Here is a 25549-nt window from a genome sequence, read left to right on the forward strand (position 1 = left end):
CCTCCGTTGCCCTTTTTGCCACCATGAGCCCCCTCTTTTGGTTGAGGTTGCCCTCTTTCTCTGAACCTTCGTCGGGATCCCCTGGGCTTTATTCCCGCTCCTACTCTGGATCTCAACTGGGGCCGACCTCGGCCCGCCAGGGTTCTGCCTGGAAGCGTTGGCTGCGCTATCTTTACCTGCGGCTGTTGCGGCTGCAATCGTCGCCCAAGGAAATTGCCCGCGGCTTGGCGGTAGGGGTTTTTGCCGGCTGCTTCCCGATTTTTGGCTTTCAAACCCTGGCTGCTCTGGTGCTGGCCATTCCATTTCGAGGCAATAAGTTAGTAGCGGCAGCAGGAACCTGGGTGAGCAATCCCCTCACCTATGTGCCCATCTATGCCTTTAACTATCAGGTGGGAGAATGGCTGCTGGGATCCCGGACTGTCCTTCCCACCACAGAGCTGGTGGCGGCCACTTGGCGAAACTGGATGCAGTGGGGCCTGGAGGTGTCGGGCACGCTGTTTGTCGGTTGTGCGTTTGTCGGCTTTTGGGGAGCTCTCGTCAGCTATTTTCTGGGGCTGTGGTTGGTGCAGCGGATTCGTCGGCGGCAGAGAATCTGTGAGTGAGTACCTCAACTCAAACCCATCCTGGACGGGGGCAGAGGTTCGAGGTGCTACACGCCGCTGACGCGAACAATTTTCACAGATTAAGTCTAATCTAAGGTCTGATCATGGAAGACATGCGAGCGTTGTTAACAGATCTCAGCCGTCGCTCTCAGCGATGGGGAGAGCAGTTGGGATCCGCTTTGCAGACGGGCATGAGCCAGCTCGCGCAAGCTCCCCAGCCCATTGTGTTGCTCTCGGCGCGGGAACTGGAGAAGATGCGGCGGGCTTGTCGCCTGGCGGCAGATCTGCTCAAGCACCTAGAGCCGCTGGTGCGGCCGGGGATTACCACTCAAGAGCTCAACGACGAGGCGGAGCGCTGGACACGGGCCCATGGGGCCAGAAGCGCCCCTCTGGGCTACCACGGCTTTCCCAAGTCCATCTGCACCAGCGTCAACCACGTGGTCTGCCACGGCATTCCCAGCCCCAAGCAGGTTTTGCGAGAAGGCGACATCATCAACATCGATGTGACGCCGGTTTTGGATGGCTACCACGGCGATACCTCCAAAACGTTCTTTGTCGGACAGCCTTCTGAGCGGGCGCGGCGCTTGGTGGAGGTAACCGAAGAATGTCTGCGGCGGGGCATTGCCGCCGTCAAGCCGGGGGGGAGGGTCGGCGACATTGGCGCTGCCATTCAAGAATATGCCGAATCCCAGGGCTACAGCGTGGTGCGGGATTTTGTCGGGCATGGGGTGGGACGGCAGTTTCACACGGCCCCCCAGATCCCCCACTACGGCGAACGAGGGAAAGGGGAGAAGCTCCGCCCCGGCATGGTGTTCACCATCGAGCCGATGATCAACGAGGGCACTTGGGAGGTGAAGGTGCTCCCCGACAAGTGGACGGCTGTTACTTTGGACGGCAAGCTTTCGGCGCAATTCGAACATACGGTTGCCGTCACCGAAACTGGCGTAGAGATCTTGACCCTGCCTTCCCCAAGCCCTTGAGCCGATCATGAGCAGCGCCCTCGCTCTCCGCCTGCGCCTCTCTTCTGAGAACCTTCTTCTGCTGCTGGCGGCGGCAGTGGGGCTATGCACGGGGCTGTTGGTGGTCGGGTTTCGCTATCTGATCGGCTGGTGTCGCTATCTGCTGCAAGACGTCTTTGTCGATGGCATCGGCAGAGCCGCAGAACACCATGGCCTGTGGCTGCCGGGATCCTGGTCTCTGGCTTTGGCGCCGGTGCTGGGAGGTCTGCTGATCGGCGCTTTGGGAGCAGTCGTGCCCTTCCCCAACTCGAGCCTCTCCAGTCTGGTGAGCTCCGTTCGTCCTTTGGCGCCTCAGCCCTGGTGGATCCCGCTCAAGCTCCTGGCGGCTGCCATCTCGTTGGGCGCGGGGGCTTCCCTGGGCCCGGAAGCGCCCAGTGTGGAAAGTGGCGCTTTGTTGGGATCCCTGCTGGGGCAAAACCTGCGCCTCTCGCGGGAGCGGGTGCAACTGTTGCTGGCGGCGGGGGCGGCGGCGGGGCTGGCGGCGGGGTTTAATGCGCCGATTGCCGGAGTGTTTTTGGCGCTGGAGCTGGCTTTGGCCCGCACGTTCACCACTTCTGCCGTCAGTGTGGTGGTGTTGGCGGCAGTGGTGTCGGCCCTGGTCGCCCAGGTGGGGTTGGGGGCGCAGCCGGCTTTTCTCTTGCCCACCATTACGCAGCCGGCTTTTGTCTTGCCGGACTACGAGATCCACAGCCTGCTGGAGGTGCCCCTCTATCTTGGCTTGGGCTTTTTGGCCAGCCTGGTTTCTCTGGCCTTCAGCTACGCTCTGGAGTGGGGCAAGCACCTGTTTGGCAGTGGCCCCCTGGCCGCTTGGCCGGCTTGGAGCAAGCCCATTTTGGGAGGTGGGATCCTGGGCTGGGCGGGCTTGGGGATCCCGTTGGCGTTGGGGGTGGGCTATGAAACCGTTGAGTCGATCTTGCAGGCTGTGCCCTTTTCCCTTGGCCATCTGGGCCTGCTTTTGCTGGGCAAGCTGTTGCTGAGCGCTTTGAGCCTGGCCAGCGGCTTTGTGGGGGGAACCTTTGCGCCGGCTTTGTTCCTGGGGGCGGTGCTGGGGGCAGCCTACGGCCAGGTGTTGGGACAGGTGTTGCCCGCCATCGCCCTCTCTCCCCCTGCCGCTTACGCCATGGTGGGCATGGCGGCGGTGTTGGCGGCCAGTGTGCGGGCTCCGCTGACGGCCATTTTGCTGCTGTTTGAGATGACGCGGGACTACCACATCGCGCTGCCGGTGATGGCGGCGGTGGGTTTGAGCATTTGGCTGGCGGAGCAGTTGCACTCACCGGCCATCTACCCTTCCGCCCGTCGCGGCCAGGAGCCCAACAAGGGCCTGACGGTGCAAGAGGTGATGGTACCCCCTTCTCTGCTGTTGCAGCAGGATACGCCCCTGCGGGAGGCCCTGGAGCGTTTGCTGCAACAAAAGTGCCATAGCGCCTTGGTGGTGGATGGCCAGGAGCGGCTGCGAGGTATTCTCACCCTGGAAGACCTCGAGCGCGCTTTGGCTCACAGGGAAGCTGGGGAATTGGCCGAGCTGACAGTAGAGCAGGTCAGCCAATCGGCGGTGCTCACCACCTTTCCCGATGAGGCGGTGGCAGTGGCTGCCGAGCCGATGTACGAATACGATTTGCGCCAGTTGCCGGTGGTCTCGCGGGAGGATCCGGAGCATGTGGTCGGCCTCTTGGAGCGGGATCGGGTGTTGCTCTCCCAAGAGATCGAATCTGTGCGGCAAGTCCTGGAGCCGGAAGTTCCTCCAGCCCAGGGCAACGGACAAGAGGGGATCCCCTCTGCGTAGAACTCTGCTGCGGGGATCAACGTTGCCGCAAGGGGGCAGAGGGGCAGGTGCGACGCAGCGGGCAGCGGCTACACTCGGGCATACGCGCTTTGCAGATGCGCTTGCCCAGCCGGATGAAGTTGACATGCAGGGAGTAGGCTTTGCCCTTGGGGATCTGCGGGGAAAGCTGAGCAAAGGTGTCGTCGGGATGTTTGGCCCGCACCAAGCCCAGACGGTTGGCCACTCGATGCACGTGGGTATCTACCGGGCAGAGATCCCGACCTAGCCCGAACAACAACACACAGGTGGCGGTCTTCAGCCCTACCCCTTTTAGGGAGAGCAGAAAGTCGAGGGCGCTGGCGTCGTCCAGGTCTCTTAGAAAGTCAAGACTGAGGGATCCCCGTCGCTCGCCAATGGCGGCCAGGATCTCCTGAATGCGGGCTGCCTTGAGGTGGGCTAAGCCGCCGGGCCGGATCACCTGGGCCAGCTCCGCCAGGTCGGCAGCCAAGACGGCCTCCCAGGTGGGAAAGGCAGCTTTGAGGGCGCGGAAGGCACGGCTGCTGTTGTAATCGGTGGTGTTTTGGGAGAGAACCGTGCCCACCAACTCGTCCAGGAGATCGGGATAGAGGGGAAGGCCGTCGGGGGTGTGGGGGCGCTGAGGGATCCCGAAGCACTGCTCTAGCTGCATCAACAGCGATTCCGTCCTGTCGGCGAGCCGGAGCTCTGGCAGCGGGGTTGACGGCTCCGTCCGAGGAGCGCAAACGGCGGGCTCAGGCGGACATTGGGAAAGACCATCCACTCTCGGCTGTACCACGGCTGGCCCTCTGGGGGAGTTAACGGGCAGAACTTTGGCAGATCTCCTGCAACAGGTGGGCTACGGCCTTGCTGGCATTGGGGGGAGCTGTGGCTTGCAAGTGGGCAGCCATTTGGGCAACCACCTGCGGCTGAGCCAACCAGGTCAACACCGTTTGCCGCAGCAAGTCCACATGCTCTTCGGATTCTCGCATGACCACACCCCCACCGCGCCCCACAAAGGCTAGGGCATTCTGATACTGATGATCCTCGGCGGCAAAAGGATAGGGGATCAAAATGGCCGGAGTGGCGGTGGCCCACAACTCCGCCAGGCTCATGGCTCCGGCCCGGCTGATGGCAAACGTTGCCCGCTGCAGCAGGGCAGCCACATCGGTGCGGAAAGGAAAGGGCCGGTAGCGGGGATGGATGGGGATCCCGGCCTCGCTGCCGCCCGTCAGATGCACAATCCAAGCCCCCGCCTCCAACCAAGCTTCGGCACAGGCGGCCACCATGCGGTTGAGGCCCCGTGCCCCTTGGCTCCCCCCTATCACCACGATCAGCGGATCCCCGTCGGGGATGGGGAGATCGGCGGGCAGGGGCTGGGGCCGATAGAACTCGGCCCGCACCGGCGTGCCCACCACTTGGGCGGCCACCCCCGGCAAATGCTCTGCCGCCTCCGCCATGCCCAGCGCCACCACGTGGCAAAATCTTCCCAGCCAACGGGTGACTTTGCCGGGGATGCGGTTGGACTCGTGCAGCAACACCGGCACCCGCAGCGAACGGGCGGCCAAGATGGTCGGGGCGGAGATGTAGCCACCGGTGGTCAGGACGATATCAAACCGTCCCGACTTGAGGAGTTGGCGTACCTGCAGGGTCGCCCGCGCCAGTTGAGCCAAGGCTCGCAGCTTGTGGAGAGGGGATCCCTGCCAGCCAGACATGGCAACCCGGTGCAAAGGGTAGCGCTCCTGCACCAGCTTCCCTTCCATCCGATCCGGCACCCCCAGCCATTCGATCTGCCAATCGGGCAACTGCTCGGCAATGGCCAAAGCCGGAAAAACGTGCCCGCCAGTACCGCTGGCAGCAACCAGCAGCCGCGGAAGCGAAACTGTGGCCCTGGCGCGTGTATCCACCCGCGTACCGGCTAGGGATCCCTGAGATCGTCAGGAGTTGTTGGAGCTGACATAGCGCAAGAGGGTGCCCCGTTGCCCCAAGATAAACCCTCGGTCGGGGCCGAAAAACTCGATGCTGTAGAAATTGGCGGGGATATCGCTGACTTGCTTAGCCTGCTCCCAGGTTTTGCCACCGTCGGGGCTGTGGATCAGGGTGGCGCCACCCCCCACCACCCACAGGTCGTGGTCGTTTTGATAGGCCGCATTCAAATAGCCAAAGCTGAGGGCCCGACCCGGACGCAGCGGCGACGCCCACTCGCCAGAGGTGAAGTCCTCCGTGAAGGCAATCTCTGCCCCTTGGTTCAGTTTCCAGGCGCTGCCGTTGGGGCCAAAACCCATGTTTTGAATGCGGCGGGAGCTCTCCCGCGGATAAGGCTTCCAGGCGCGGCTTTCTGGCGTGTAGAGAAAATAAAAGCTGCCCCGCGACGACACCGCCAGGTATTCTCCCCCAGGGCCGCGGGCGATGTTTTTGATGGCCCCAATCGGCTCCTCCACCTGAGCGCGCCAGGTCTGCCCGCCATCTTCCGTGCGGTAGATGGCGCCCACATTGGTCACCATCTCGGCAGCCCCAGGGCCCAAAGCCTGGATTAAGATCGGCTCACCCGGCAGTTGGGTGTTGAGGCGAATGGAAGTCCAGTCGGATCCCTCGTTCAGGGTGTGAAGGAGGATCTTCGGCTGCCCGGCCACCCAGCCTTCTGCCCCGGCAAAGCTGATCGAGGCAAGGTAGGCTTCTGGCTCCAAGCTCGACAGCTCCCGCACCTGCCAGTGCAAACCGCCATCGTGGGATTCCAGCAGTGTCGCCTTGTCTCCCACCAGCCAGCCGTGTGTAGGGGTGGTGCCGGTGAAGGCGATGTCCAGCAGAATGTTTTGGGTAGGCACCTCCACCTGCTGCCAGGGCACCACCTGCATATTCGGCATCCGCGCCGCCATCAGCAGCAGGGAGCAAGCAGCCAACAGCGCCAGTCTCAAGAGCTTCAACATCTTGGCCATCACTCGACGAAATAAAAACTCATCAAAAATAAAAACCCCAGCGCCAATCCCAAGAAAATGAGCAGGTTCTTTTGGGCAGGGGTCATCACGTTCACCCCCAGGCCGTAGCGCAAGTTCTCTTGAAAACCCGAAGGCTTGCCTTTGGCTCCCACTGCTTGGAAGAAGCGCTGGTCGGCTCGGCACACCGGACATTTCCAATCGGCGGGCAATTCCTCAAACGGCACACCCGCCGGGATCCGATTGAGTTGATCCCCCTTGGCCGGCTCGTAAACGTAGCCACAGGAACGGCATTCGTAGCGCTGCATGCGCAGGGGATCGCCAAGCTGCGCATCGGTTTCATCTTCCGGTAGCTCAATCAGCCTCGGTGTCTGGGGAGGACGGGGTTGGACACCGGGATCCGGTTGCGAGCCATTCATGGTCAGGGATCCATGTGCATCGTTAATCCCATTATGAGAGGAGTTGTTACAAAAATCTACTCGCTGCTCAGGGTGATGTGCCAATCCTGCCCATCCCAGTGAGACTCATCCGGTGGATATGGGGATCCAACTGGGGGATTCCGTATGTTATGTTTTGGGTATACTGCCCTCAGTGTTGTGCAAGTGGGTGGCTTTATGACCACGCCCCCTCGCCGACCGGCCCTCAATCATGTGCTAATTGTCAAAGATCGACAGGGGCCAAAGGCCTACTGGTTGACAGCCGAGCTCTACTCATTGGGCCGGGATCCGCGCAACAGTATTCGCATTGACTCGCAGTACGCCTCTCGCTACCACGCTATTTTGGTTAAAACCGAATCTCCTTCTTCTCCCGACGGGTTCACCTACCAAATTATCGACGGCGACATTCAGGGCAATCCTAGCACCAATGGCCTTTACGTGGGTGGGCAGCGGGTGGAATTTCGGGATCTTGAGGATGGGGACGAGATCCAGTTTGGCAGCGATGCCACTGCCACCTACTCACTGCAGAGCAAAGATCTGGATGCAATTCTCGCCACCTTTGAAAACACCCAGATTGTCGGGTTGTGAAAGCCCGGCTTTCCTGTTGGGTTTTGGCGCGTAAGCTGTTATGGGATCCTCCCTTCAGCTGGTTGGTTAAGGGGGTAGCTAGCCGATGTCAGAAGCTGGAGTTACTCGCGCTGCTTGGGTGGTGGCAGCTTTGGTTTTGTCGGCGGTGCTGGGGCCGCGGGTTGCCATGCCCCTGGTAGGACTGGTGGGGCTGGTCATCGTCGAGCAAGTGGCCTTTGGGGGGCGGATTTCAGGGTTGCTGGGCGGGCTGCTGGATTGGGCTTCGCCGGCCTACCGGCAGCGGGTCATCCGCCACGAAGCGGGGCACATTTTGGTGGCCCATCTGCTCGGGATCCCGTTGTTGGGCTATGTGCTTAGTCCCTGGCAAGCCTTTCGACGGGGGATGCCTGGCTACGGCGGGGTGGAGTTGGATCGGGCCCCGATGCACACTTGGCAGGCTCAGGGAAGGATCCCTTGGGCAGAGGTGGAGCGCTACGGCACGTTCTGGATGGCGGGGGCAGCCGCAGAATCGTTGCACTACAGCCAAATTACGGGCGATACAGAGGATCGGCAGCAGTTGGCAACGCTGTTGGCAGCGCAGCCCTTGACCTCTCCAGCCAAAATGAAGGTCCAAATCAACCGCTTCTTGCGCCAGGGACGAGCGCTGTTGCAGGCCCACCCCCAGACCTATGCCGTCGCCGTCCAATCTCTGGAGCAGGGAGCCGCCTGGGAAGACTGCCTGGCGGCCATCGCTGCCAGCCTGGAACAAGAGACGGCCCAGGAGGGTTAACCGGGGCCCGGATCCCATCGCCGTATTCTGGAGCCGCTTGCTGATAAACTGTGACATACGAAAAAACAAAAGCTGGGATCCCTGCCTATCCATTTGGGTTTCTGCTTTGGGATCCCCTTCTTTAGTTGTCTTCTGAGCGTCTTTTAGGGAGGATCCACCTTGCGTCCCATCCTCATCGCCGGCAACTGGAAGATGTACAAAACCCAGGCTGAGGCCCGCCAGTTTCTGCGGGAGTTTGCTCCGGCTCTGCAAGCGTCGTCCTTAGGAGCGGCTTCACAACGGCAGATCATCCTGTGTGTGCCCTTCACAGACCTGGCCGTGGTGGCAGAGCAAACGCTGGGATCCGGCATCGCCGTGGGAGCACAAAACCTGCATTGGGAGGATCAGGGGGCGTTTACCGGGGAGATCTCCGGCCCCATGCTGGCGGAATTGGGGGTGCGCTACGTGATCGTCGGCCACAGTGAACGGCGGCAATACTTCGGCGAGACAGATGAAACCGTGAATCGGCGCTTGGCAGCGGCGCAGCGGCATGGCCTCACCCCCATCTTGTGCGTGGGCGAAAGCCAGGAGCAGCGACGGCAGGGCTTGATCGAGTCTTGGATCCTAGGGCAGTTGGATCGCGCCTTGGCAGGGATCGATCTGGAGAACCTGGTGATTGCCTACGAGCCGATCTGGGCCATCGGCACCGGCGACACCTGTGCAGCCGCAGAGGCCAATCGGGTCATCGGCTTGATCCGCCAGCACCTGGGCGCCGACCAACTGCCCCTCCTGTATGGCGGCTCGGTCAAAGCCGGCAACATCGACGAGCTGATGGCCCAACCCCAGATCGACGGAGTGCTGGTGGGCGGGGCCAGCCTCGATCCGCGGGAGTTTGCCCGCATCGCCAACTTTCAGGCCCTGACCCCGGCCTCAATTGCTCAGTAGGTTCTTCTGCCCCCACAGCAGGGCCACCGGAAAAGACTTGAGGAGGATGCCCACCGGCAAGGTTTCGCCGGCAGGGATCCCTTCTTGGGTCAGCCCGTTCACCCACTCCAGCCGCCTCCAGCGGGGCAGATGAATTTCAGTATCTTTCCAAACGGCTTCTCCCAGGGGATCCTGCGTCTCGTCGATCAACGAGGTCAAAAAGCGGGGTGACACCGTAATCAAAACCTGCTTCTCGTGCTGGCGGGCAAAAGCCACCACGTGGGCAGCATGGGATCCGCTCACCTGCAGGGGAATGTAATTTCCGCCAAGAAACAACTGCGGCTGTTCCTGACGGGCCTTGAGCACAAGATGAATGAGAAACAGCTTAATGCGTCCGTCGCGGCGGTGGGACAGCAGATCTTCGACAAGCTGTAGAGGATCCTGTTTGACTCGCCGTTGAATTTCTTCTAGGTAGGCGAGGCGACGAGAAAAATCTACAGGCCGACGATTGTCGGGATCCACCATACTTAGATCCCATAGCTCGGTACCTTGGTAAATATCCGGGATCCCAGGGCTGGTGAGCTTGATCAGCGTTTGCGAGAGGGAATTCAAGATGCCAAAGTGGGCAATTTTGCGTTGGAAAGGCAAGAAGGACTCCAAAAAGGGGCTTGAAGTCTGTAGGATCTGATCGATAAAAGCGAGGGTGGCTTCTTCATACTCGGTATCGGGGCGAAGCCAAGCGGTGTGAACTTTGGCTTCCCGCACAGCTTTGATGGCATAGTCCTTAACCCGCTGCACGAACTGGGGCACCTCTTCCGCTTGGAAGGGATAAGAGCCGAGCAAAGTCTGGTAGAGCAGATACTCATCGTTGCGATCTGGCAGTTCCGAGCGCTTGGCTTGATTGCTGCGGACCTTGTAACCGAGGTTCAGCTCATGCCAAAGGTTGATGTGTTTTTTCCATTCAGCAGGGATTTCAGACAGCACATTCAGGCGGGCTCGTACATCTTCGCCGCGTTTGGTATCGTGGGTAGAGGAAGCATTCATCGAAAAAGGCCACTCGGCTGCTCGTTCTTGGTTAAAGCGGTGAAACTCCTGCAGAGAAAAGCCAAAACGGCAGGGATCCCCGCCCACTTCGTTTAAGGATAGTAGCCGGTTATAAACATAGAAGGCCGTATCCTCTACCCCTTTGGCCATGAGAGGGCCGGCCAACTGTTGCAGGCGCATGGCAAAGTAGATCTGCTCGTTTCTCTCTTGCTCTGACAAATTGTCGAGAGACTCCAGGCAGAGAAAACGCTGCAGAAAATTTAGTTCGTTTACCAAGATGGGCAGGTTCTCCTTGGCTTTCTCTACAGCTTTACGGATAACCTGCTGACCTTCTGGGCTGAGGATCCCTTGGTGGATGTAAACTCGATAAACCGGGAAGCACACCAAAACTTCCACCAGGGCTCGGCGCAAGCTGTAGAGGGTAAAGTCGTTAGCGTAGCGGTGATGGCTGGTGATCTGCTTGAGCAAAAAAGCAAGATTATCCATATCACCTGCCAGGTTGCGCTCGATGATCAAACGTTTTTTGTCTTCAATCACCTGTTCTGGGGAATGTCGTAGGTTCGTAAAGTCTTGATAAAGAGAGTCAAAAGCCTCTGCATTTTCTTCCTGGCAAAAAAGACCATTGAGCTTGGCTAAAAAGTCGTATCCTGTTGTGCCTTGAATCGGCCATTGCTGAGGCAGTTTCTCATCGGCTTCTAGGATTTTCTCTACCACGATGTAGAGATCTGGGCAGCGTTCCCGCAGGCGATGGAGATATTCTTCCGGGTTAAACAGGCCGTCGATGTGGTCGATACGTAAGCCTGTAAAGCGCTCTTGTTCTGCCAGCTTAAGGATAAGCTGATGTGTTTTGCGAAAGACCTCGCGATCCTCCATCCGCAGCGAGATCAGCTCGTTAATGGTGAAGAAGCGACGGTAGTTGATTTCCTCGGCGCCCACTTTCCAGAAGGAAAGGCGGAAATTCTGCCGCGCCAAAAGGTCGTCCAACAAGTCAAAGCTTGAGGGATCCCCCGGCTTGCCGTTAAAGATGGCAATGTTCTCGTCAAAGAAGTTTTGAATAGATTGGCTAGACGTGTAAAGCTCCCAAAGGGAGTGCTTAGCAAAGTTAATTTGATCGGTGCGTTCTAGGAGATCTTCCTTGCTGGGTATAAATCTCAGGCTGAAGAGGATCCCGAGTAACTTGATGTAGTCGGGGTGGCTTCGCCCTAACTTCCGCCGCAATTTACCTAAGTTGTAGGTAAAAACATCGGCATAGGTATCGATATTCAGAGGAAATCTCAGGTTATAGTAGTTGATGCTGAGGCCATCGGCATCGTAACGAAGCTGAATTTGACCAGACTCCAAACATTTATCGTAGAAATCTCCCAAAAAGGGTGCCAAGATCCTGCCTTTAATACCCAGATAGGAGTGGTTCCAGTTGACATCAAAGTAATCGATAAAGTCTGAGTTGGGCCCACTTTCTAGAACATCCATCAACATTTGGTTTTGGCCGTCATAGGCCATGTGGTTGGGCACGATGTCTTGGATCCAGCCGATTCCCTGCTGATTGAGGGTTTCCCACAAGAGCTCAAACTTTTCACTTCCCCCCAGTTCCTGGTTAATCTGCCTCGGATCCACCACGTCGTAGCCGTGGGTGCTACCGCTGCGGGCTTGGAAGATGGGAGAGGCATACAAGTCGCTGATGCCCAGCAACTTCAGGTAGGGAACCATTTGCCGTGCTGCCTCGAAGTCAAACCCAGCATGAAACTGAATGCGATAGGTGGAAGTCGGGATCCGCATGATGACCTTAGAACGACGACAAAGGGGTCTAGCTTGCAAACGGACTAGGGTCGAGAGAAGAGATGTTTCCAGAGTAGCGGCTAAAATCAAGAAACCATGTAGGGAAGGGCGGAGTCTGCCGAGGCAACAGTTGGAGGGGGTTCACAGCCCTCAGTTGCAGGTCAGCCCGGACATGCCCAGCTCTCTTGGTCTCCATCCCTTGACGGCCGACAGCAGGGATCCCCAAGCTCCAGCCGCCCGCCTGCTTTTGAAGCCTTTTTCTCCCCATCTTGTCTATGTCATCCATTCAACAAGAACCTCGCATTCTGCTGGGCCTGCGGGCCGACCAGTTTCGCCATCCTGTGGATCTGCAGGCAACCCGCTCTCTGCAGCAGGTGCCGGGGCTGGGCCTGCTGATTCAAAACTGGCTCGGCTCAACAGCAGGACAGGTCTTTTATCTGGATAACATCGCTTCCAGTATTCAAATTAACGAGCATCAGCTGCCGGAGATTCACCAGCTTTTGGTGCAGGCCTGTCGCATCTTGGATCTGGACGTGCCCCAGCTCTATGTGCGGCAGAACCCCACGCCCAATGCCTATACCTTTGCCATGCAGGGGAAAAAGCCTTTTATCGTTTTGCACAGCTCTCTGCTGGATCTGTTGGAGCCGCCGGAAATTCAAGCCGTGATCGCCCATGAATTGGGCCATTTGAAATGTAATCACGGCGTCTACTTGACGATGGCCAACATCCTCATGCTCTCCACCAGCTTGCTCCCCTTCGGCGGGCTGTTTTATCAGGCGTTGCAGGAGCAACTGATGCACTGGCTGCGGTGCGCCGAGTTTACCTGTGACCGGGCGGCGCTGTTGGTCACCCAAGACGCCAAGACGGTGATCTCGGTGTTGATGAAGTTGTGCGGTGGATCCCCGCAATTGGCCTCTAAGCTGAATGTGGACGCCTTTTTGGAGCAGGCCCGCGCTTACGACGAGCTGGACGGGGATCTGTGGCAGATGGAGCTGAAGCAGATGCAAACGGTGGGGCGCACCCATCCGCTGCCGGTCCTGCGGGCCAGAGAAATCGAGCGTTGGTTCCGCAGCAACACCTACCAGCAAATCCTGGAGCTGCAGGGAGCGGCTGCTTCCTAAGTGCCGATGATGGATCCCCCCGATGTGCCCCAGGGCTTGCCTCTCATTTTGGGGGAGGTGCTTTTCGACTGCTTCCCCAGCCAGGTGGTGCTGGGCGGTGCGGCTTTGAACGTGGCTTGGAACCTCAAGGGGTTAGGATCCGATCCCCTCTTGCTTAGCCGCATCGGCCAAGACGAAGCGGCAGAAAAGTTGTTGGCGGCGCTGCGGCGGCAGGGGCTGCGCCTGGAAGGTTTGCAACGGGATCCGATTCACCCCACCGGCCAAGTCCAAGTCACGCTGGATGCAGAGGGGATCCCAAGCTTTGCCATCTTGCCCGACCAAGCCTACGACTACATTCAGTTGGATATCGGGGTTCTCCAGCCCAGCCTGCTCTATCGGGGCAGCTTGGCGGCGCGACGGGAAGCGGCCCATCGCCACTTTCAGGAGACGATCCCCGCCCTTCGCTGTCCGGTGTTTTTGGATCTCAACCTGCGGGATCCCTGGTGGCAGCCGGATCCCATCCGGGAGATGCTGCGCACCTGCGATTGGCTGAAGCTAAACCAGGCGGAGCTGGAGCAGGTGGCGCGGCTAGAAGGGATCCCTGCCAAAGAGGTGCGGGAGCAAGGGCAGATCCTGCGGGCGCAGTTGAACCTGAAAGGTCTATTTTTGACTCTAGGGGCCGCAGGTGCGCTCCTGATCACCCCCGCCCAGGTTTATCAGGCCGACCCGGTTTCCGTACCTCAGATGGTGGATACGGTGGGCGCTGGAGATGGCTTCAGTGCCGTGGCCATCCTGGGCCTGCTGCGGGGATGGCCAGAGGAGGTGTTGCTGCAGCGGGCGGTGCAATTTGCCTCGGCCATCTGCGGGATCGCGGGGGGTGCGCCTCAGGATCCGGAGTTCTATCGGCCTTTCCGGCAGGAGTGGCGGCTCTGAAGCCTACTGAAACTGGCGCAGGTGAAACTGGGCGTAGCGCCCCCCTTTGCCCAGCAGCTCGCGGTGATTTCCTTGCTCCAGCAGTTGCCCTTGCTCCAAGACAAAAATGCGGTGGGCGGTGCGCACTGTCGAGAGGCGGTGGGCGATAACAAAAACGGTGCAGCGTTGCATCAGCCGTTGCAGCGCCTCCTGCACCAACGCTTCCGACTCGTTGTCCAAAGCAGAGGTGGCCTCGTCCAGGATCAAGATCTTGGGGTTGAGCAACACGGCGCGGGCAATGGCCAGCCGTTGCCGTTGTCCGCCGGAAAGGGTGACCCCGCGTTCTCCCACGCGGGTGGCGTAGCCATCGGGTAAGCTCTCGATAAAGGTGTCGATGTTGGCCACCTGGGCCGCCTGGCGTACCGCTTCCAGGTCAAACTGCTCTTGTCCGTAGGCGATGTTGCTGGCAATGGTTCCCGAAAACAGGGTGATCTCCTGCGGCACAATGCCAATCTGGCGGCGCAGGCTCTTGAGGGTGACGGTGCGGATGTCGATGCCGTCGATGCGGATGCAGCCCTGCTGCGGATCGTAAAAGCGGGGAATCAAGCTCACCAGGGTGGATTTGCCGGCACCGGAGGATCCCACCAAGGCCACGATCTCGCCGGGAGACACCTGAAAGCTGATTTCCTTGAGCACCGGCTGATCCGGTTTGTAGGCAAAGGAAACTTGCTCGAACTCCACCCAGCCCTGAATGGGGGGCATAGGCCGAGCGCCGGGCAGCTCCCGGATCTGCGAGCGAGTGTTCAGCAGCTCGAAAATCCGCTCCACCGAAGCCTCACCCTGTTTCAGCTCGCTGTAGTTGTTGGTGATGTGCACAATGGGGTCGATCAACATGGCAACACCGGCAATAAAGCCGAGAAACTGGCTGCCGGTCAGGTTGCCCTGGCTAATTTGCCAGCCGCCCACCCAAAACACCCCCAACACGCTCATGGCGTACAGGAAACCCACCACCGGGTCTTGGATGGCTTTCACCTGCTCGGTCTGAAACCGGGCCAGGCGGTTGCTTTCGGCAATGGCACTGAAGCGGCGAATTTCGTAGTCCTCGGCCGCAAAGGCGCGAGTGAGACTGATGCCGGCAAACACTTCTGTCAAGAGGGCGGCCAAATCCGACATCTTCTCTTGGTTGAGGCGGGAGCGAAACAAGAGGCGATCCCCAAACCAACTGATCAAAGCGGCCATCAGGGGGGCGATCAGCAGGGTGGTCAAGGTGAGAATGCCGTTGAGATAAAACAGGTAGGCCACCACCGCCAAGATGGTGAGCACGCTGGGGATGAAACGGTGGAAAAAGCGTTGCACCACCTCTCCCACCCGATCCAGATCCCCTGTCAGGCGATAGACCAGATCGCCGGTGCGGCTGCCGGAAAAATAATCCACATCCAGCGCTTGCAAATGGGCATAGATCTGTTGGCGCAATTCCAACACCATTTGCAAGGAAGCCCTCGCCATCAGGGTGTCTTGGCCGTACTGGAAGGCGCCACGCACCAAGAAAAACACCACTCCAATCAGGGCCAGCGTCCGCAATTGCCCCAGATCCCCGGCGCCGATGGAGCGGGCCACCCACTCGATCAAGTAGGCAAGCGCGGGCATGGTCAGGACAAAGCCAAGAGTGCAGGTCAGCCCCAACAACAACATCCACAGATGGGGCCGGATAAAAGGGATGAGACGGCGATAGCTACGACCCGGATGCACCAATCCCAAACCAGAAGGGCCTCTGACTCAACCAGCTTACAGGATACTGTTGCCCACTGCTGCCGGGATCCTTGAAACTGGCCGGTCGAGTTGAAAGCCGCTGCGGCCATTTTCTTTGACCGCTGTTACCTGGAAGCCGGCCAGTAGGTGCTGGGAGCATAACCGGGCATCAACACGATCAGCCATACTCTTGCTAGTTAGAATTACTTGCATTAGCAAAGAACCTCAACCAGGCCCGGAGAAGACGCAGATGACCCACATCCTGCCGCCGCGGGATCCCCGCTGTTTCCACAACATAGAGAGATAGAGAGTCAGACTGAGGGATATAACTCCACCACTTAACTCAGCTACAGGATATCTCTATTGCAACTACTTTCAATAAATTAGGGGCATGGTAGGGGTTTTCTTTGATAAAGAGTTGCATCAAGCTGGGAAGGTCTGGTAAAGTGCTTACCCAAATGGCAATTGCTAAAGATTTGCAGTTAAGCCTTCTCAGGAGAACGGGTCGCGGAGTGGCAAGCATGACATGGCAACAGGTGCAGGCGGGCGTGTGGTGTCGGCAGTTGGGGCAACTGGCGCCCCAGTGGTGGCTGGGGTGGAGCCCTGAGCAGGGCTTCCAGCTCTACCGCCAAGAGTCCCTGCCTTCTCTCTCTGCTTTGCGGATGCGCTACCAGGAGCAGGATGGCTGGCTGGATGTGTTTTTGGGAGAAGCCGAGCAACATCCCCAGCGGCGGCGCAGTCTCCTCGATGCAACGGCGCGGGTGGCTTTGCACTACTTGCCGGAAGATCTGGCTCAGATTCGGTCCCTGAAGTGTCCTCACGAGCGCATTCCTCTGGAGCTTTGGCAACGGCTAACCCAGCAACGGAGTTGAGGACTACCCAATGCTATTTTGCTCTCCGCTTGGCCAGGCTTAAGCTGGGAAGGGAAGCGTAGCGGCTGAAGCCATGACCGTTTCTGAGCGCCAACCCAAGCAACCCTTTGAGCAGCAAGCCAGTGGGCTGACTTCTCGCCGCCTTTTGAAGGGATCCATCATCGGCGCCGGGCAGGTGGGCATGGCCTGTGCCTACTCGATGGTGATCCAGAACACCCTCGATGAGCTGGTTCTTCACGACATCGACCGCGCCAAGCTGGAAGGGGAAGTGATGGATCTGGTGCACGGGATCCCTTTTGTGGAGCCGACGCGGATCTGGGCGGGAGAGCTGGCCGATTGCGCCGGCTCAGACGTCGTGATTGTGACGGCGGGAGCCAAGCAGCGGCCTGGCGAAACCCGTTTGGATCTGGTTCACCGCAACGTTGAGATTTTCAAAAGCTTGATCCCGGCCTTGATGGAGCATTGCCCCAGCGCCATTTTCCTGGTGGTGAGCAACCCCGTCGATATCATGACCTATGTTTCCCTGAAGGTGTCGGGGCTGCCGGCGGGGCAGGTGCTGGGATCGGGCACGGTGTTGGATACGGCCCGCTTCCGCTATCTTTTGGCCCGGCGGCTGGGGGTGGATCCGCGCAGCCTGCACGCCTACATTATCGGCGAACACGGAGATAGCGAGGTGGCCGTCTGGAGCAAGGTGAACATTGCCGGCACGCCGATTGGCCAGCTCTCGCCGGAGTGGGATCCCGCCCAATTGGGGGATATTTTCGAGCAGGTGCGCAATGCCGCCTATGAGATCATCCGCCGCAAAGGGGCCACCAGCTATGCCATTGGTCTGGGGGTGACGCAAATTGTCCAGGCCCTGGTACGGGATCAGCGGCGCGTTTTAACCGTGAGCAGCCTCACCCAGGGGGAGTATGGTCTGCCGGAGGTCTGCCTCAGTTTGCCGAGAGTGGTCGGTCGGCAGGGGGTGGAGCGCACGCTGGCCATGTCCCTCACCGAGAGCGAGCAACAGCAACTGCACCACTCGGCCCAGATCCTGCGGCAAGTCATCGACAGCATCCGGTGGTAGCCTAGAGCTCCTCTACCTTTCCATCCCAACTGGGGGATCTTTTGGGATCCCTTGGGGGGAGGGCTGAAGCTAGCGGCAGGAGGTGGTCTATGGAAACAGACGTGCAACGGGCACAGCAGGTAACCCAACCTGAGAAGGACTCCCCCGCTTGGGCAGGGATCCCGCTGCAGAAAGGTCTTGGCCAGCGGCTGCGGCAACACGTCAACCCCCTACAGGCGCAATACCAGCAGCCCACCCCCCCGCCCCACTGGGAACGGGTGTACCGGCGGCTGGGGCAACCCTTTCATTTGGATATCGGCAGCGGGAGCGGACGCTTTTTGCTGCGCATCGCCCAGGAGCAGCCCGACTGGAACTTTTTGGGCGTGGAGATTCGACAGCCGCTGGTGGAGCGGGCCAATGCTTGGCGGGACGAGCTGGGGCTGGATAACGTCCATTTCCTCTTTGCCAACATCAACGTCTCGCTGCGGCATCTATTTGCCCCGGGGGATCTCAGCCGAGTCACCATCCAATTTCCGGATCCCTGGTTTAAAAAGCGCCATCACAAACGGCGGATCGTCCAACCGCAACTGGTGGCGGATCTGGCCCTGCTGCTGCAACCGGGCAGCCCCGTCTTCCTGCAGTCGGACGTGCGGGAAGTGGCCGAGGAAATGGCAGCTCGATTTTTAGACCATCCGCAGTTTTGGGATCCCTGCCAGGGGCCCATCGATTACAACCCCTTCGGTATTCCTACCGAGCGGGAGTGGCAGTGTCTGCAGTTGGGGCTGCCCATCTACCGTTATTGGCTAGAGCGCCGCTGACCCCTTCATCCTGCCGAAGCCAATAGAAGCTAGGATATAACCCGCTGGAGTTGCCTCTGTTGCCGTCATGTCTCCCTCTGACGCCACGGCCTCGGTCGATCCCCATTGGCTTTCTGTTCGCCGTGGGATCCTCAACCTGCTGAGCCTATTGGCCCTTTTGATTGTCGGGCTTTCGCTTTCCAGCAGTTGGTTTCAGCCGCCGCCCCAAACGCGGTTGGATCTGTTGCAAACCCATCTCGCCCTGCAGGCTGCCCGCACCCTCGACGATCCCCGCTATCAGGATCTGGCGCGGGCTTTGCTGGGGCAGAACGTTTTCGAGCTGGCCCACAATCGCTACCGGCAGGTGGCCGACAACTACGCCGAACGCCTGCAGCGCCTCAAACGGATGGCACGGCTGGAAAGGGCGACTCCCTCGGAGGCGGGCAGATCCGAATTGGCCAGCCTCTCGGATGCGGTGGGGCCGGCCTCAACTCCAGAAGAAGTGGATCCCGTTCTGCTGGCTTCTGTCCAGGAGCTGCAGGCGGAGCTGGACGCCCTGCGGCTGCGCCTGGGCCTGCTCTCCGCCTACCAGGAGGATCTGGAGGCAGCCCAGCAGCAGTGGCAGCAGGTGATCGATCCAGAACGTCCCTTGGAGCTGGAATCCCGCCAAAAAGGGGTGGCGCGGCTCTTGCAAGGGCTGTGGGGAACGCCACGGCGCATCTTGCCGGAGGCCGAGGTGCAGATCCGCAACCACCTGGACGGCTGGTTTGAGGCAGTGGCCCTGCAGCAGCTCTACCGGCTGCAACAGCGCAGCGACAGCCTCAATGCCCTCAACCAGGAGCAGGAAAAATTGGCCTTGGCAGCTCTGTTCCGGCTGGCAGTGGTGGGCGGGATCCCGATGCTGGGGGCGCTGCTGGGGCTAATCCTCCTGTTGGGTTGGCTGGGCTGGAGCTTCTGGCGCCAACGTCCGCTCCTCGGCCCGCCGTGGGAGGTGCCTTGGCAGGGGATCGGAGCGCAGGCGGTGCTGACCGGTTGGTTTTTGGGGTTTATTCTCCTCAATACCTTGGTGCCTCGCCTTTACATGGTTCTGCTCGGCTTGGGGGCACAACAGCTCAGCCCTTGGCATCAGGCGGTGGCCTTGTTTCTCACCTACAACGCCGGCGCTCTGCTGGGGGCGGCGCTGTTGTACCGGCTTCTTCGGATCTATCCCGGTTGGCAGAAGGCGTTGCAGGTGCGGCTGTGGGGCCCTTGGCCGCTCTGGGGCCTATGCGGCTACTGGGTGGCCCTACCTTTGGTGGTGCTGGCAGCAGCGCTGTCGCAGTTGCTGCTGCCCCAAGCAGGGGGTGGGAACCCCATCTTGCCGCTGCTGCTGGACAGCCACGGCTGGGGGGCGCGCTTGCTGTTTTTGGCCGTGGTGTCTGTCTGTGCCCCCGTTTTTGAGGAGGTGCTGTTCCGGGGCTTTTGGCTGCCTACGCTGAGCCGCTACTTGCCGATGGGGGCTGCCATCTTGCTCAGCGCCTTCACTTTTGCCCTTGCCCACCTCAACCTTTCCGATCTGCTGCCGCTGACCATGCTAGGGGTGGTGCTGGGGGTGGTGTACAGCCACAGCCGCAACCTGCTGGCCCCCATCCTGCTGCACAGCCTCTGGAATACGGGATCCCTGGTCACGCTGCTGGTGCTGGGGGGCGCTTCCTGAGCGGAGTTTGGCCTACTTTTTCTTGCCAAAGAGGCGGCTCCAGAAGCCGCCGTTGTCTTCTTTGCGCGGCGGTGGCACGATTTTCTGGGCTTGGGACGTCTGGCGGCTGGCGGCAGGGACGGGAACCGGCTGCTGGGTGGTGACCTGCTGCAACCAGCGGCGCACCTCCGCCATCAACTCGGCGTTGGCCGGCTCGAGGCGGCTGGCCTGCAGGAAGTCGGCCTTGGCCATGCCGGCGTTGCCCTGCTTGAGGTGGGCGATACCCCGGTGCAGATAGTAGCGGGCCACGTTGGGCTGGGCGCTGATGGCGAAGTTCAGATACTGCACCGCATCCCGGTATTGCTTGCGCTCGATCATGTCCAGCGCCTGCAGGAAGCGAGTCTCAGCGGGGCTGAGTTGCGGAGTTGGGGGCGGGGTGGGCGGGGCAGTAGGAGACGGAACGGGGGAGCTGGCCGGGATCCCACCCAAGGTGGTGCGGCTGGGGGAAGGGGTTGGGATCCCAGTCAGGGTGGTGGTTCTGGCGGCAGGGGCGGGGATCCCTTTGTAGCCGGCTTTGAGCAGCAGGTAGGCCAGGTTCAGCTCGCTCAGTTGCTCGGTTTTCTCCAGCAGCGTGGCCATGGAGCTGTATTGCTCTTTGGCCAGCTTCTCCACTCGCCGGACGTATTCTTCCTGCCAATCAGAGCGCTCGGCCAGGCCTTTGACGGCTTCTCCAGTGGGCCACAGATCGGGGGGCGGCGACTCCAGCAGGCGTTGAACGCGCAGCTTGAGCACAGTCTCGTATTCTGACCGTTCCTGCTCCTTGGTCAGCACTTCGTTGGCCGGGCTGACCAGCTTGGCAAAGAGGACGTTGGCCCGCTCTGCCCCTTCCGGATCCCCGACAAAGCGATCCGGGTGCAGGGCCTTGGCCGCCTGCAAGTAGCCGCGCCGGATCCCCTTGGAGTCGGCGGTGAGGGGTACGCCCAAGATGGCGAAATGGTCCGTCTCGTAGCGGGCTAGTCCTCGGCTGAGGCGGGGGACATCAGAGTTGGATCCCATAGTTGCCACTTCTCCAAGATGCGTTGCAAAGTTCCGTTCTCGGTCAGGATTGCGATTGCCCCATCCACGGCTTCCTTCAGAGAAGGATGCTGCGAGGATACCACGCCCACCAGAGGAATCGGGAACAGAGGCGGCCCCGCCAGGCGCAGTCGGGATCCTGCCTGGCGCAGGCTCAGGGCGGCAACGGGCTGATCGACGAGTACGGCATCCAACTGGCCGGCCTGGAGCTGAGCAAACAGGCGCTCCGGGTTGCTGGTGGCAAAAAGACGAATGGCGTTGCCCCGCCTCTCGTTGTACGCCTCCAACAGAGCTGCTCCCGTACTGTTAACTACAATGCCCACTTTGCGGCCAAATAATTGCGACAGCGCCTCAATGGGAGTTTCCCCTGGCCCCGGATCCCGTACCACCAAGCGCTGGGGGCTGAGGTAGTAGGGTCGGGTGGCGAGAAATTGCTGTGGATCCAAGCCCAAAGCTTCCCGCGCCCCCCAGATGAGATCCACCTCATCCGCTTGCAAAGCCGCCAACTGCTGACTCCAAGCCACGTAGACGGGCTCCACCTGCACCTGCAGCGTCTGGGCAAGCGCCTCGAGGATATCCCACTCAAAGCCGGCGTAGGTTTGCCGCTCTAGGTCGGTGTAGAGGTAAGCCGGGCCCAGGCTGGGATCCAGGCCAACCCGGATGCGCCCCCGCGCCTGAATTTCGGCCCAACGGGAATCGGGGGGCTGGGCTCGCTCGCCGGCAGGAGCGGGCAGGGCCGGTTTTTGGGCAGGCTGAGGGTAGGCCGGGATCCCCAAGAGAAGTGCCAGGCCAAACCCTGCCGCCCAACAACAACGCCGGAGTGTTTTCCCGGCCAAGCTATCTCTCTGACCTTGGGAAGGAGCCATAAGGGCCTGTGCGTAAAGCTTACCCAATTTTTGCCTGAACTTTACCTCATCTTTATCTTTGGCCGTTTCGCTCTCGAGGCCGCCGCATGGGGAAGGAGACCGGCAGGGGGCTGACCTGGGCCAGTTCTTCCTGAAGAGCAGCGTGTAACCAGCCGTTGCTGGCCAGCAGGCGGCCACTGTACACATCCACCGGGCTGCCATCGTAGGCAGTGACCTTGCCGCCGGCCTCTCGCACCAAGACAATCCCGGCGGCAATGTCCCAGGGGGAGAGACCTCGCTCCCAATAGCCATCCAACTGGCCGGTGGCCACGTAGGCCAAGTCCAGGGCAGCCGATCCGCCCCGGCGCACTCCCTGGGTGAGGTGGGTGAAGTGGCAGAACTCAGCGTAGTTGTTGTCGGGGGTTTCGCGCCGGTCATAGGCAAAGCCGGTTACCAAGAGGCTGCGGGAGAGTTCGGTAGTAGAGGAGACGCGGATGGGCTGGCGGTTGCGGGTGGCTCCCATCCCCTGCACAGCGCGAAAGAGATCCCCGCGAAAGATGTCGCAGACCACTCCTAGCACCGGCTCCCGCCCCTCCAGCAGACCAATAGAAACGGCAGCAAAGGGATAGCCGTGGGCAAAGTTGGTGGTGCCATCGAGGGGATCGATCATCCAGGCGTAGGTGCCCTGCGGGGATCCCTGTTGGCCGGATTCTTCCGTCAAGATCACGTCTTCGGGGAAGTGCCGCCTCAAGATTTTTATGATCAGCTCCTCGGAAGCGCGATCCGCTGTCGTCACCAGGTCGCCCGGGCGTTTCTCCTCAATGGCAAGGTTGCCCCCCACGTAACTGCGCAGCAAAGCCCCTGCCTCCAGAGCCGCCTCTGTGGCCACATCCAACCGACGCAACAGGGCCTCCGTCACACCCACACCTCAAGGCTACAAACCTGCTACCCAGAATAGCCCGCCCGCGGCCAAGGCTGTGGCTCCCAAGGGATCCCTGACAACAGGAGCAGGCCCAACCTGAGCTCCCATTTTTGGAGAAATGGAGCATCTCCAAAACCGCCTGTGGTGTATAGTAGAGTACATAAGGCTTGTGGGTTTTCCGACAGCCTGCCGAGGCCGAGTTTTTTGGAAGTGGTACAAAGGGTAGGGTTTTGAGGAACTCTAAGGTTTAAGGGCTTAGACTTGAAGAGCTAGGCTGCCGGGCATGCGGTTGAGCGTCGAGGAGGAAACGCTGTTGCCACAGAGCTACGACGACTTTTTGACCTCCATCACAGAGGTGGGCGGGGGGAGTTCTCTTTCCAGCCAAGGCTTTGACCTGCCGCTGGATCTGTTCGACCAAGTCCCTGAGCAGCCGTTGTCTCACCCGGAGTTTACCCTGTCCGTTTGCCATCCTGTGCGGCCCTGCAGCTACATCCTGCGGGAGAACATCTACACGGTTGGCCGGGATCCCTCCAACGCCATTCAGATCGTCAACCGGTTTGTCTCGCGTCGCCATGCTTACCTGGTGCGGGTGTCCACCCAGTCCAGCCGGACAGGGTTTACCTACTGCCTGATCGACGGCAACCGCAAGGGGCAGGCCAGTGCCAATGGGGTGTTTGTCAACGGCAAGCGGGTGGCTACCCACTACCTGAAGAGTGGGGATGTCATCTACTTTGGGCCGGAGATCCGTGCCTATTTCTTCGAGGTGGCTCGCATTCTCTCTGTGAACCCCTTTGACGCTGGCTCTGGCCTTGGCGAAGAGCTGCCGCTTCCCCACGACACAGGAGGCCAGCGCAACCGTTGACAGACCCAAACCTGCATCGCTACATTAATTAAGCCGGTTAAGCAATGTGAATTGGGGCATCGCCAAGCGGTAAGGCAGCGGGTTTTGGTCCCGCCATTCGGTGGTTCGAATCCATCTGCCCCAGCTCAAAATCCGTTGAGAGCACAGAGGCACCAGGCCTTGGAGCAGACCTGGGGTTTCGGCTTCTTGCCTCGGCGACGCGCTTTGGCCACCTGTCTGGGCGCGACTTTCTGCGGAGAGAATAGCAACAGCCAGCAACCAAGGGTGAGGGATCCGGGGTGAGCCGTTCAGGTCGAGCCTTGATGGTGGTGGGAACTTCTTCCCATGTGGGCAAAACCCTTTTGGTAACGGCCCTCTGTCGCCTTCTCAAGAAAGCAGGAAAAAGGGTTGCCCCTTTCAAAGCTCAGAATATGTCCCTCAACGCCTATGTCACCGCCGAGGGCAAAGAGATCGCCTACGCGCAGGCTCTGCAAGCCTGGGCCGCCGGGATCCCGCCTGCGGTGGAGATGAACCCGATCCTGTTGAAGCCCCAGGGCAACCTGACTTCCCAGATCGTCTTGAATGGAGTGGCGGTGGGCACCTGCCGCGCCGGCGAGTATTACGAACGCTGGTTTGCGCCGGCCTGGCAAGCGGTCAAAGAAGCCCTGGCCCGCTTACAACAGCAGTACGACTGGATCGTTTGCGAGGGGGCAGGCAGCCCGGCGGAGGTGAATCTCAAGCATCGGGATTTGGCAAATATGCGGGTCGCCTTGCATTTGGGATCCCCCACTTGGCTGGTGGCGGACATCGACCGGGGTGGGGCGCTGGCCCATGTGGTGGGCACGCTGCAACTGCTGGAACCGGAAGAACGAGCCCTGATCCGCGGCATTGTTATCAACAAGTTTCGCGGCTCGCGGGAGCTGCTGCAGCCCGGCCTGGATTGGCTGGAGAGCTACACCGGGATCCCGGTGGTTGGGGTTCTGCCCTGGCTGGATTGGGTGCTGCCCCAGGAAGATTCGCTGGGCATCGAGGCCGGCCCCCAACTCTGGGAAAATCGCCGTCCCAGGCGGGAAGACTCCCTGGAAATCGCCGTGGTTCGCCTGCCCCAGGTGGCCAATTTCTCCGATTTCGACCCCTTGCTGGCCGAGCCCAGCGTCCATCTGCGCTGGATTCACCCCGGCCAAAGCCTGGGATCCCCCGATGTCGTCATCCTGCCCGGCAGCAAAACCACCCTCAAGGATCTGTTGGCATTGCAAAAGACCGGCCTGGCCGACCAACTGCGCCACTATTCCGGCCACATCGTCGGCATCTGCGGCGGACTGCAGATGTTGGGGGAAACCCTCGCCGATCCCGATGGCCTAGAGGGAGTTGCCGGCACCTACCCAGGGCTGGGCTTTCTCCCTCTGACCACTGTTTTGCACCCCACCAAAGTTACCCGGCAGGTGCAGACACAAAGCTGCTGGCCCGCTCCTGCTCCCGTTCAGGGGTACGAAATCCACCAGGGATCCACCCAGGCGGATCCCGCTGGCTGCCTGCCGATCTTCGACCAAGAGAACCTGGGCTGGCGGGATCCCACGGGCCGGATTTGGGGCAGCTATCTGCACGGCCTCTTCGACAATCACCGCTGGCGGCGACACTGGCTAAACGAGTTGCGCCGCCAAAAAGGCTGGGATCCCTTGCCGGAGCTGGAAGGCCACTATGCTCAGCAGCGGGAGCAATTGCTGGAGCGGCTGGCGGAGCGGTGGCGGCCCCACCTGGACTTGCGCCTGTTGCTGGAATAGCCCTCACCCCCGGCCCCACACCCAAACCAACCCCCACTGAAATATAAACAAAAGACGCAGCCGACGAAAAAGATAGTGTAGATATCGG

At 60.2% G+C, this 25549-nt stretch carries 24 protein-coding genes and 1 tRNA gene; 15 read left to right on the top strand and 10 right to left on the bottom strand.

Going from position 1 to position 25549, the window contains the following annotated elements; genetic code table 11:
- Positions 1-23 precede the first annotated feature (23 nt).
- From NW851_RS11345 to NW851_RS11355, 3 genes are all read left to right on the top strand, one after another.
- Positions 24-602, top strand: a complete 579-nt coding sequence (locus NW851_RS11345) for a DUF2062 domain-containing protein (RefSeq protein ID WP_414338607.1) — start codon at positions 24-26, stop codon at positions 600-602.
- A 191-nt stretch (positions 603-793) separates the two neighbouring features.
- On the top strand, positions 794-1582 hold the full coding sequence (gene map / locus NW851_RS11350) for a type I methionyl aminopeptidase (protein ID WP_414333759.1): 789 nt from the start codon (positions 794-796) through the stop codon (positions 1580-1582).
- A gap of 7 nt (positions 1583-1589) precedes the next feature.
- Positions 1590-3404, top strand: coding sequence for a chloride channel protein (locus NW851_RS11355; protein ID WP_414338609.1), 1815 nt, complete (start codon positions 1590-1592; stop codon positions 3402-3404).
- 16 nt (positions 3405-3420) lie between these two features.
- Here NW851_RS11355 and NW851_RS11360 read toward each other — a convergent pair whose 3' ends face one another.
- The 4 genes from NW851_RS11360 to NW851_RS11375 all read right to left on the bottom strand — a co-directional run bounded on the left by NW851_RS11360 (position 3421) and on the right by NW851_RS11375 (position 6750).
- On the bottom strand, positions 3421-4071 hold the full coding sequence (locus NW851_RS11360) for an endonuclease III domain-containing protein (RefSeq protein ID WP_414338612.1): 651 nt from the start codon (positions 4069-4071) through the stop codon (positions 3421-3423).
- A gap of 145 nt (positions 4072-4216) precedes the next feature.
- Positions 4217-5305, bottom strand: a complete 1089-nt coding sequence (murG, locus tag NW851_RS11365) for an undecaprenyldiphospho-muramoylpentapeptide beta-N-acetylglucosaminyltransferase (RefSeq protein ID WP_414338615.1) — start codon at positions 5303-5305, stop codon at positions 4217-4219.
- A gap of 30 nt (positions 5306-5335) precedes the next feature.
- The gene (locus NW851_RS11370) at positions 5336-6334 is read right to left on the bottom strand and encodes a photosynthesis system II assembly factor Ycf48 (protein ID WP_414338618.1); all 999 of its coding nucleotides are present in this window, start codon (positions 6332-6334) and stop codon (positions 5336-5338) included.
- The gene (locus NW851_RS11375; protein WP_414333732.1) at positions 6334-6750 is read right to left on the bottom strand and encodes a rubredoxin; all 417 of its coding nucleotides are present in this window, start codon (positions 6748-6750) and stop codon (positions 6334-6336) included. The genes NW851_RS11370 and NW851_RS11375 overlap by 1 nt, the downstream gene beginning before the upstream one ends.
- Before the next feature lie 195 nt (positions 6751-6945).
- Between NW851_RS11375 and NW851_RS11380 the strand changes: the two genes are divergently transcribed.
- The 3 genes from NW851_RS11380 (at position 6946) to tpiA (ending at position 9049) form a co-directional block, all read left to right on the top strand.
- Positions 6946-7356: an FHA domain-containing protein gene (locus tag NW851_RS11380; protein WP_414333734.1), complete on the top strand. Its 411-nt coding sequence runs from the start codon at positions 6946-6948 to the stop codon at positions 7354-7356.
- 85 nt (positions 7357-7441) lie between these two features.
- Complete coding sequence (locus NW851_RS11385; RefSeq protein ID WP_414333735.1) at positions 7442-8125, top strand: hypothetical protein; 684 nt, start codon at positions 7442-7444, stop codon at positions 8123-8125.
- 159 nt (positions 8126-8284) lie between these two features.
- The gene (tpiA, locus tag NW851_RS11390; RefSeq protein ID WP_414338621.1) at positions 8285-9049 is read left to right on the top strand and encodes a triose-phosphate isomerase; all 765 of its coding nucleotides are present in this window, start codon (positions 8285-8287) and stop codon (positions 9047-9049) included.
- On the opposite strand, the gene treY is transcribed toward tpiA, so the two are convergent.
- Positions 9035-11848 (bottom strand): malto-oligosyltrehalose synthase, encoded by a 2814-nt coding sequence (gene treY / locus NW851_RS11395; RefSeq protein ID WP_414338624.1) that lies wholly within the window; start codon positions 11846-11848, stop codon positions 9035-9037. The genes tpiA and treY overlap by 15 nt on opposite strands.
- A gap of 275 nt (positions 11849-12123) precedes the next feature.
- On the opposite strand from treY, the gene NW851_RS11400 reads away from it, so the two are divergent.
- Both NW851_RS11400 and NW851_RS11405 read left to right on the top strand, forming a co-directional pair.
- Positions 12124-12969: a M48 family metallopeptidase gene (locus NW851_RS11400; protein WP_414333740.1), complete on the top strand. Its 846-nt coding sequence runs from the start codon at positions 12124-12126 to the stop codon at positions 12967-12969.
- A 6-nt stretch (positions 12970-12975) separates the two neighbouring features.
- Positions 12976-13881, top strand: a complete 906-nt coding sequence (locus tag NW851_RS11405) for a carbohydrate kinase family protein (protein WP_414338628.1) — start codon at positions 12976-12978, stop codon at positions 13879-13881.
- 3 nt (positions 13882-13884) lie between these two features.
- Here NW851_RS11405 and NW851_RS11410 read toward each other — a convergent pair whose 3' ends face one another.
- Together NW851_RS11410 and NW851_RS11415 are read right to left on the bottom strand one after the other, a co-directional pair.
- A complete protein-coding gene (locus tag NW851_RS11410) occupies positions 13885-15609 on the bottom strand; it encodes an ABC transporter ATP-binding protein (RefSeq protein WP_414333744.1) in 1725 nt (574 codons plus the stop codon).
- 36 nt (positions 15610-15645) lie between these two features.
- Positions 15646-15795, bottom strand: a complete 150-nt coding sequence (locus NW851_RS11415; protein WP_414338631.1) for a hypothetical protein — start codon at positions 15793-15795, stop codon at positions 15646-15648.
- 335 nt (positions 15796-16130) lie between these two features.
- Here NW851_RS11415 and NW851_RS11420 point away from each other — a divergent pair, with 335 nt between their 5' ends.
- The 4 genes from NW851_RS11420 to NW851_RS11435 all read left to right on the top strand — a co-directional run bounded on the left by NW851_RS11420 (position 16131) and on the right by NW851_RS11435 (position 20019).
- Positions 16131-16481, top strand: a complete 351-nt coding sequence (locus NW851_RS11420; RefSeq protein ID WP_414333746.1) for a hypothetical protein — start codon at positions 16131-16133, stop codon at positions 16479-16481.
- 145 nt (positions 16482-16626) lie between these two features.
- Positions 16627-17547 carry an L-lactate dehydrogenase gene (locus NW851_RS11425; RefSeq protein ID WP_414338647.1) on the top strand — a complete coding sequence of 307 codons (921 nt, stop codon included), beginning with the start codon at positions 16627-16629 and terminating at the stop codon, positions 17545-17547.
- A gap of 89 nt (positions 17548-17636) precedes the next feature.
- The gene (gene trmB, locus NW851_RS11430) at positions 17637-18344 is read left to right on the top strand and encodes a tRNA (guanosine(46)-N7)-methyltransferase TrmB (RefSeq protein WP_414338634.1); all 708 of its coding nucleotides are present in this window, start codon (positions 17637-17639) and stop codon (positions 18342-18344) included.
- A 67-nt stretch (positions 18345-18411) separates the two neighbouring features.
- Positions 18412-20019, top strand: coding sequence for a type II CAAX prenyl endopeptidase Rce1 family protein (locus tag NW851_RS11435; RefSeq protein WP_414333750.1), 1608 nt, complete (start codon positions 18412-18414; stop codon positions 20017-20019).
- A gap of 12 nt (positions 20020-20031) precedes the next feature.
- On the opposite strand, the gene NW851_RS11440 is transcribed toward NW851_RS11435, so the two are convergent.
- Genes NW851_RS11440 through NW851_RS11450 form a run of 3 tightly spaced genes read right to left on the bottom strand, consistent with a single transcriptional unit; the run spans position 20032 to position 22842 of the window.
- Positions 20032-21054 (bottom strand): J domain-containing protein, encoded by a 1023-nt coding sequence (locus NW851_RS11440; RefSeq protein ID WP_414338638.1) that lies wholly within the window; start codon positions 21052-21054, stop codon positions 20032-20034.
- Positions 21012-21938 carry an ABC transporter substrate-binding protein gene (locus NW851_RS11445; protein WP_414333753.1) on the bottom strand — a complete coding sequence of 309 codons (927 nt, stop codon included), beginning with the start codon at positions 21936-21938 and terminating at the stop codon, positions 21012-21014. Before NW851_RS11445 ends, NW851_RS11440 begins: the two co-directional genes overlap by 43 nt.
- 52 nt (positions 21939-21990) lie before the next feature.
- The gene (locus NW851_RS11450) at positions 21991-22842 is read right to left on the bottom strand and encodes an inositol monophosphatase family protein (RefSeq protein WP_414333754.1); all 852 of its coding nucleotides are present in this window, start codon (positions 22840-22842) and stop codon (positions 21991-21993) included.
- A 280-nt stretch (positions 22843-23122) separates the two neighbouring features.
- Between NW851_RS11450 and NW851_RS11455 the strand changes: the two genes are divergently transcribed.
- The 3 genes from NW851_RS11455 to NW851_RS11465 all read left to right on the top strand — a co-directional run bounded on the left by NW851_RS11455 (position 23123) and on the right by NW851_RS11465 (position 25461).
- On the top strand, positions 23123-23701 hold the full coding sequence (locus tag NW851_RS11455) for an FHA domain-containing protein (protein ID WP_414338643.1): 579 nt from the start codon (positions 23123-23125) through the stop codon (positions 23699-23701).
- 52 nt (positions 23702-23753) lie between these two features.
- A tRNA-Gln gene (locus tag NW851_RS11460) sits at positions 23754-23825 on the top strand.
- A gap of 178 nt (positions 23826-24003) precedes the next feature.
- A complete protein-coding gene (locus NW851_RS11465) occupies positions 24004-25461 on the top strand; it encodes a cobyric acid synthase (RefSeq protein WP_414333762.1) in 1458 nt (485 codons plus the stop codon).
- Positions 25462-25549 lie beyond the last annotated feature (88 nt).

Source organism: Synechococcus sp. H55.7, assembly GCF_047462395.1.
Lineage (GTDB): Bacteria > Cyanobacteriota > Cyanobacteriia > Thermostichales > Thermostichaceae > Thermostichus.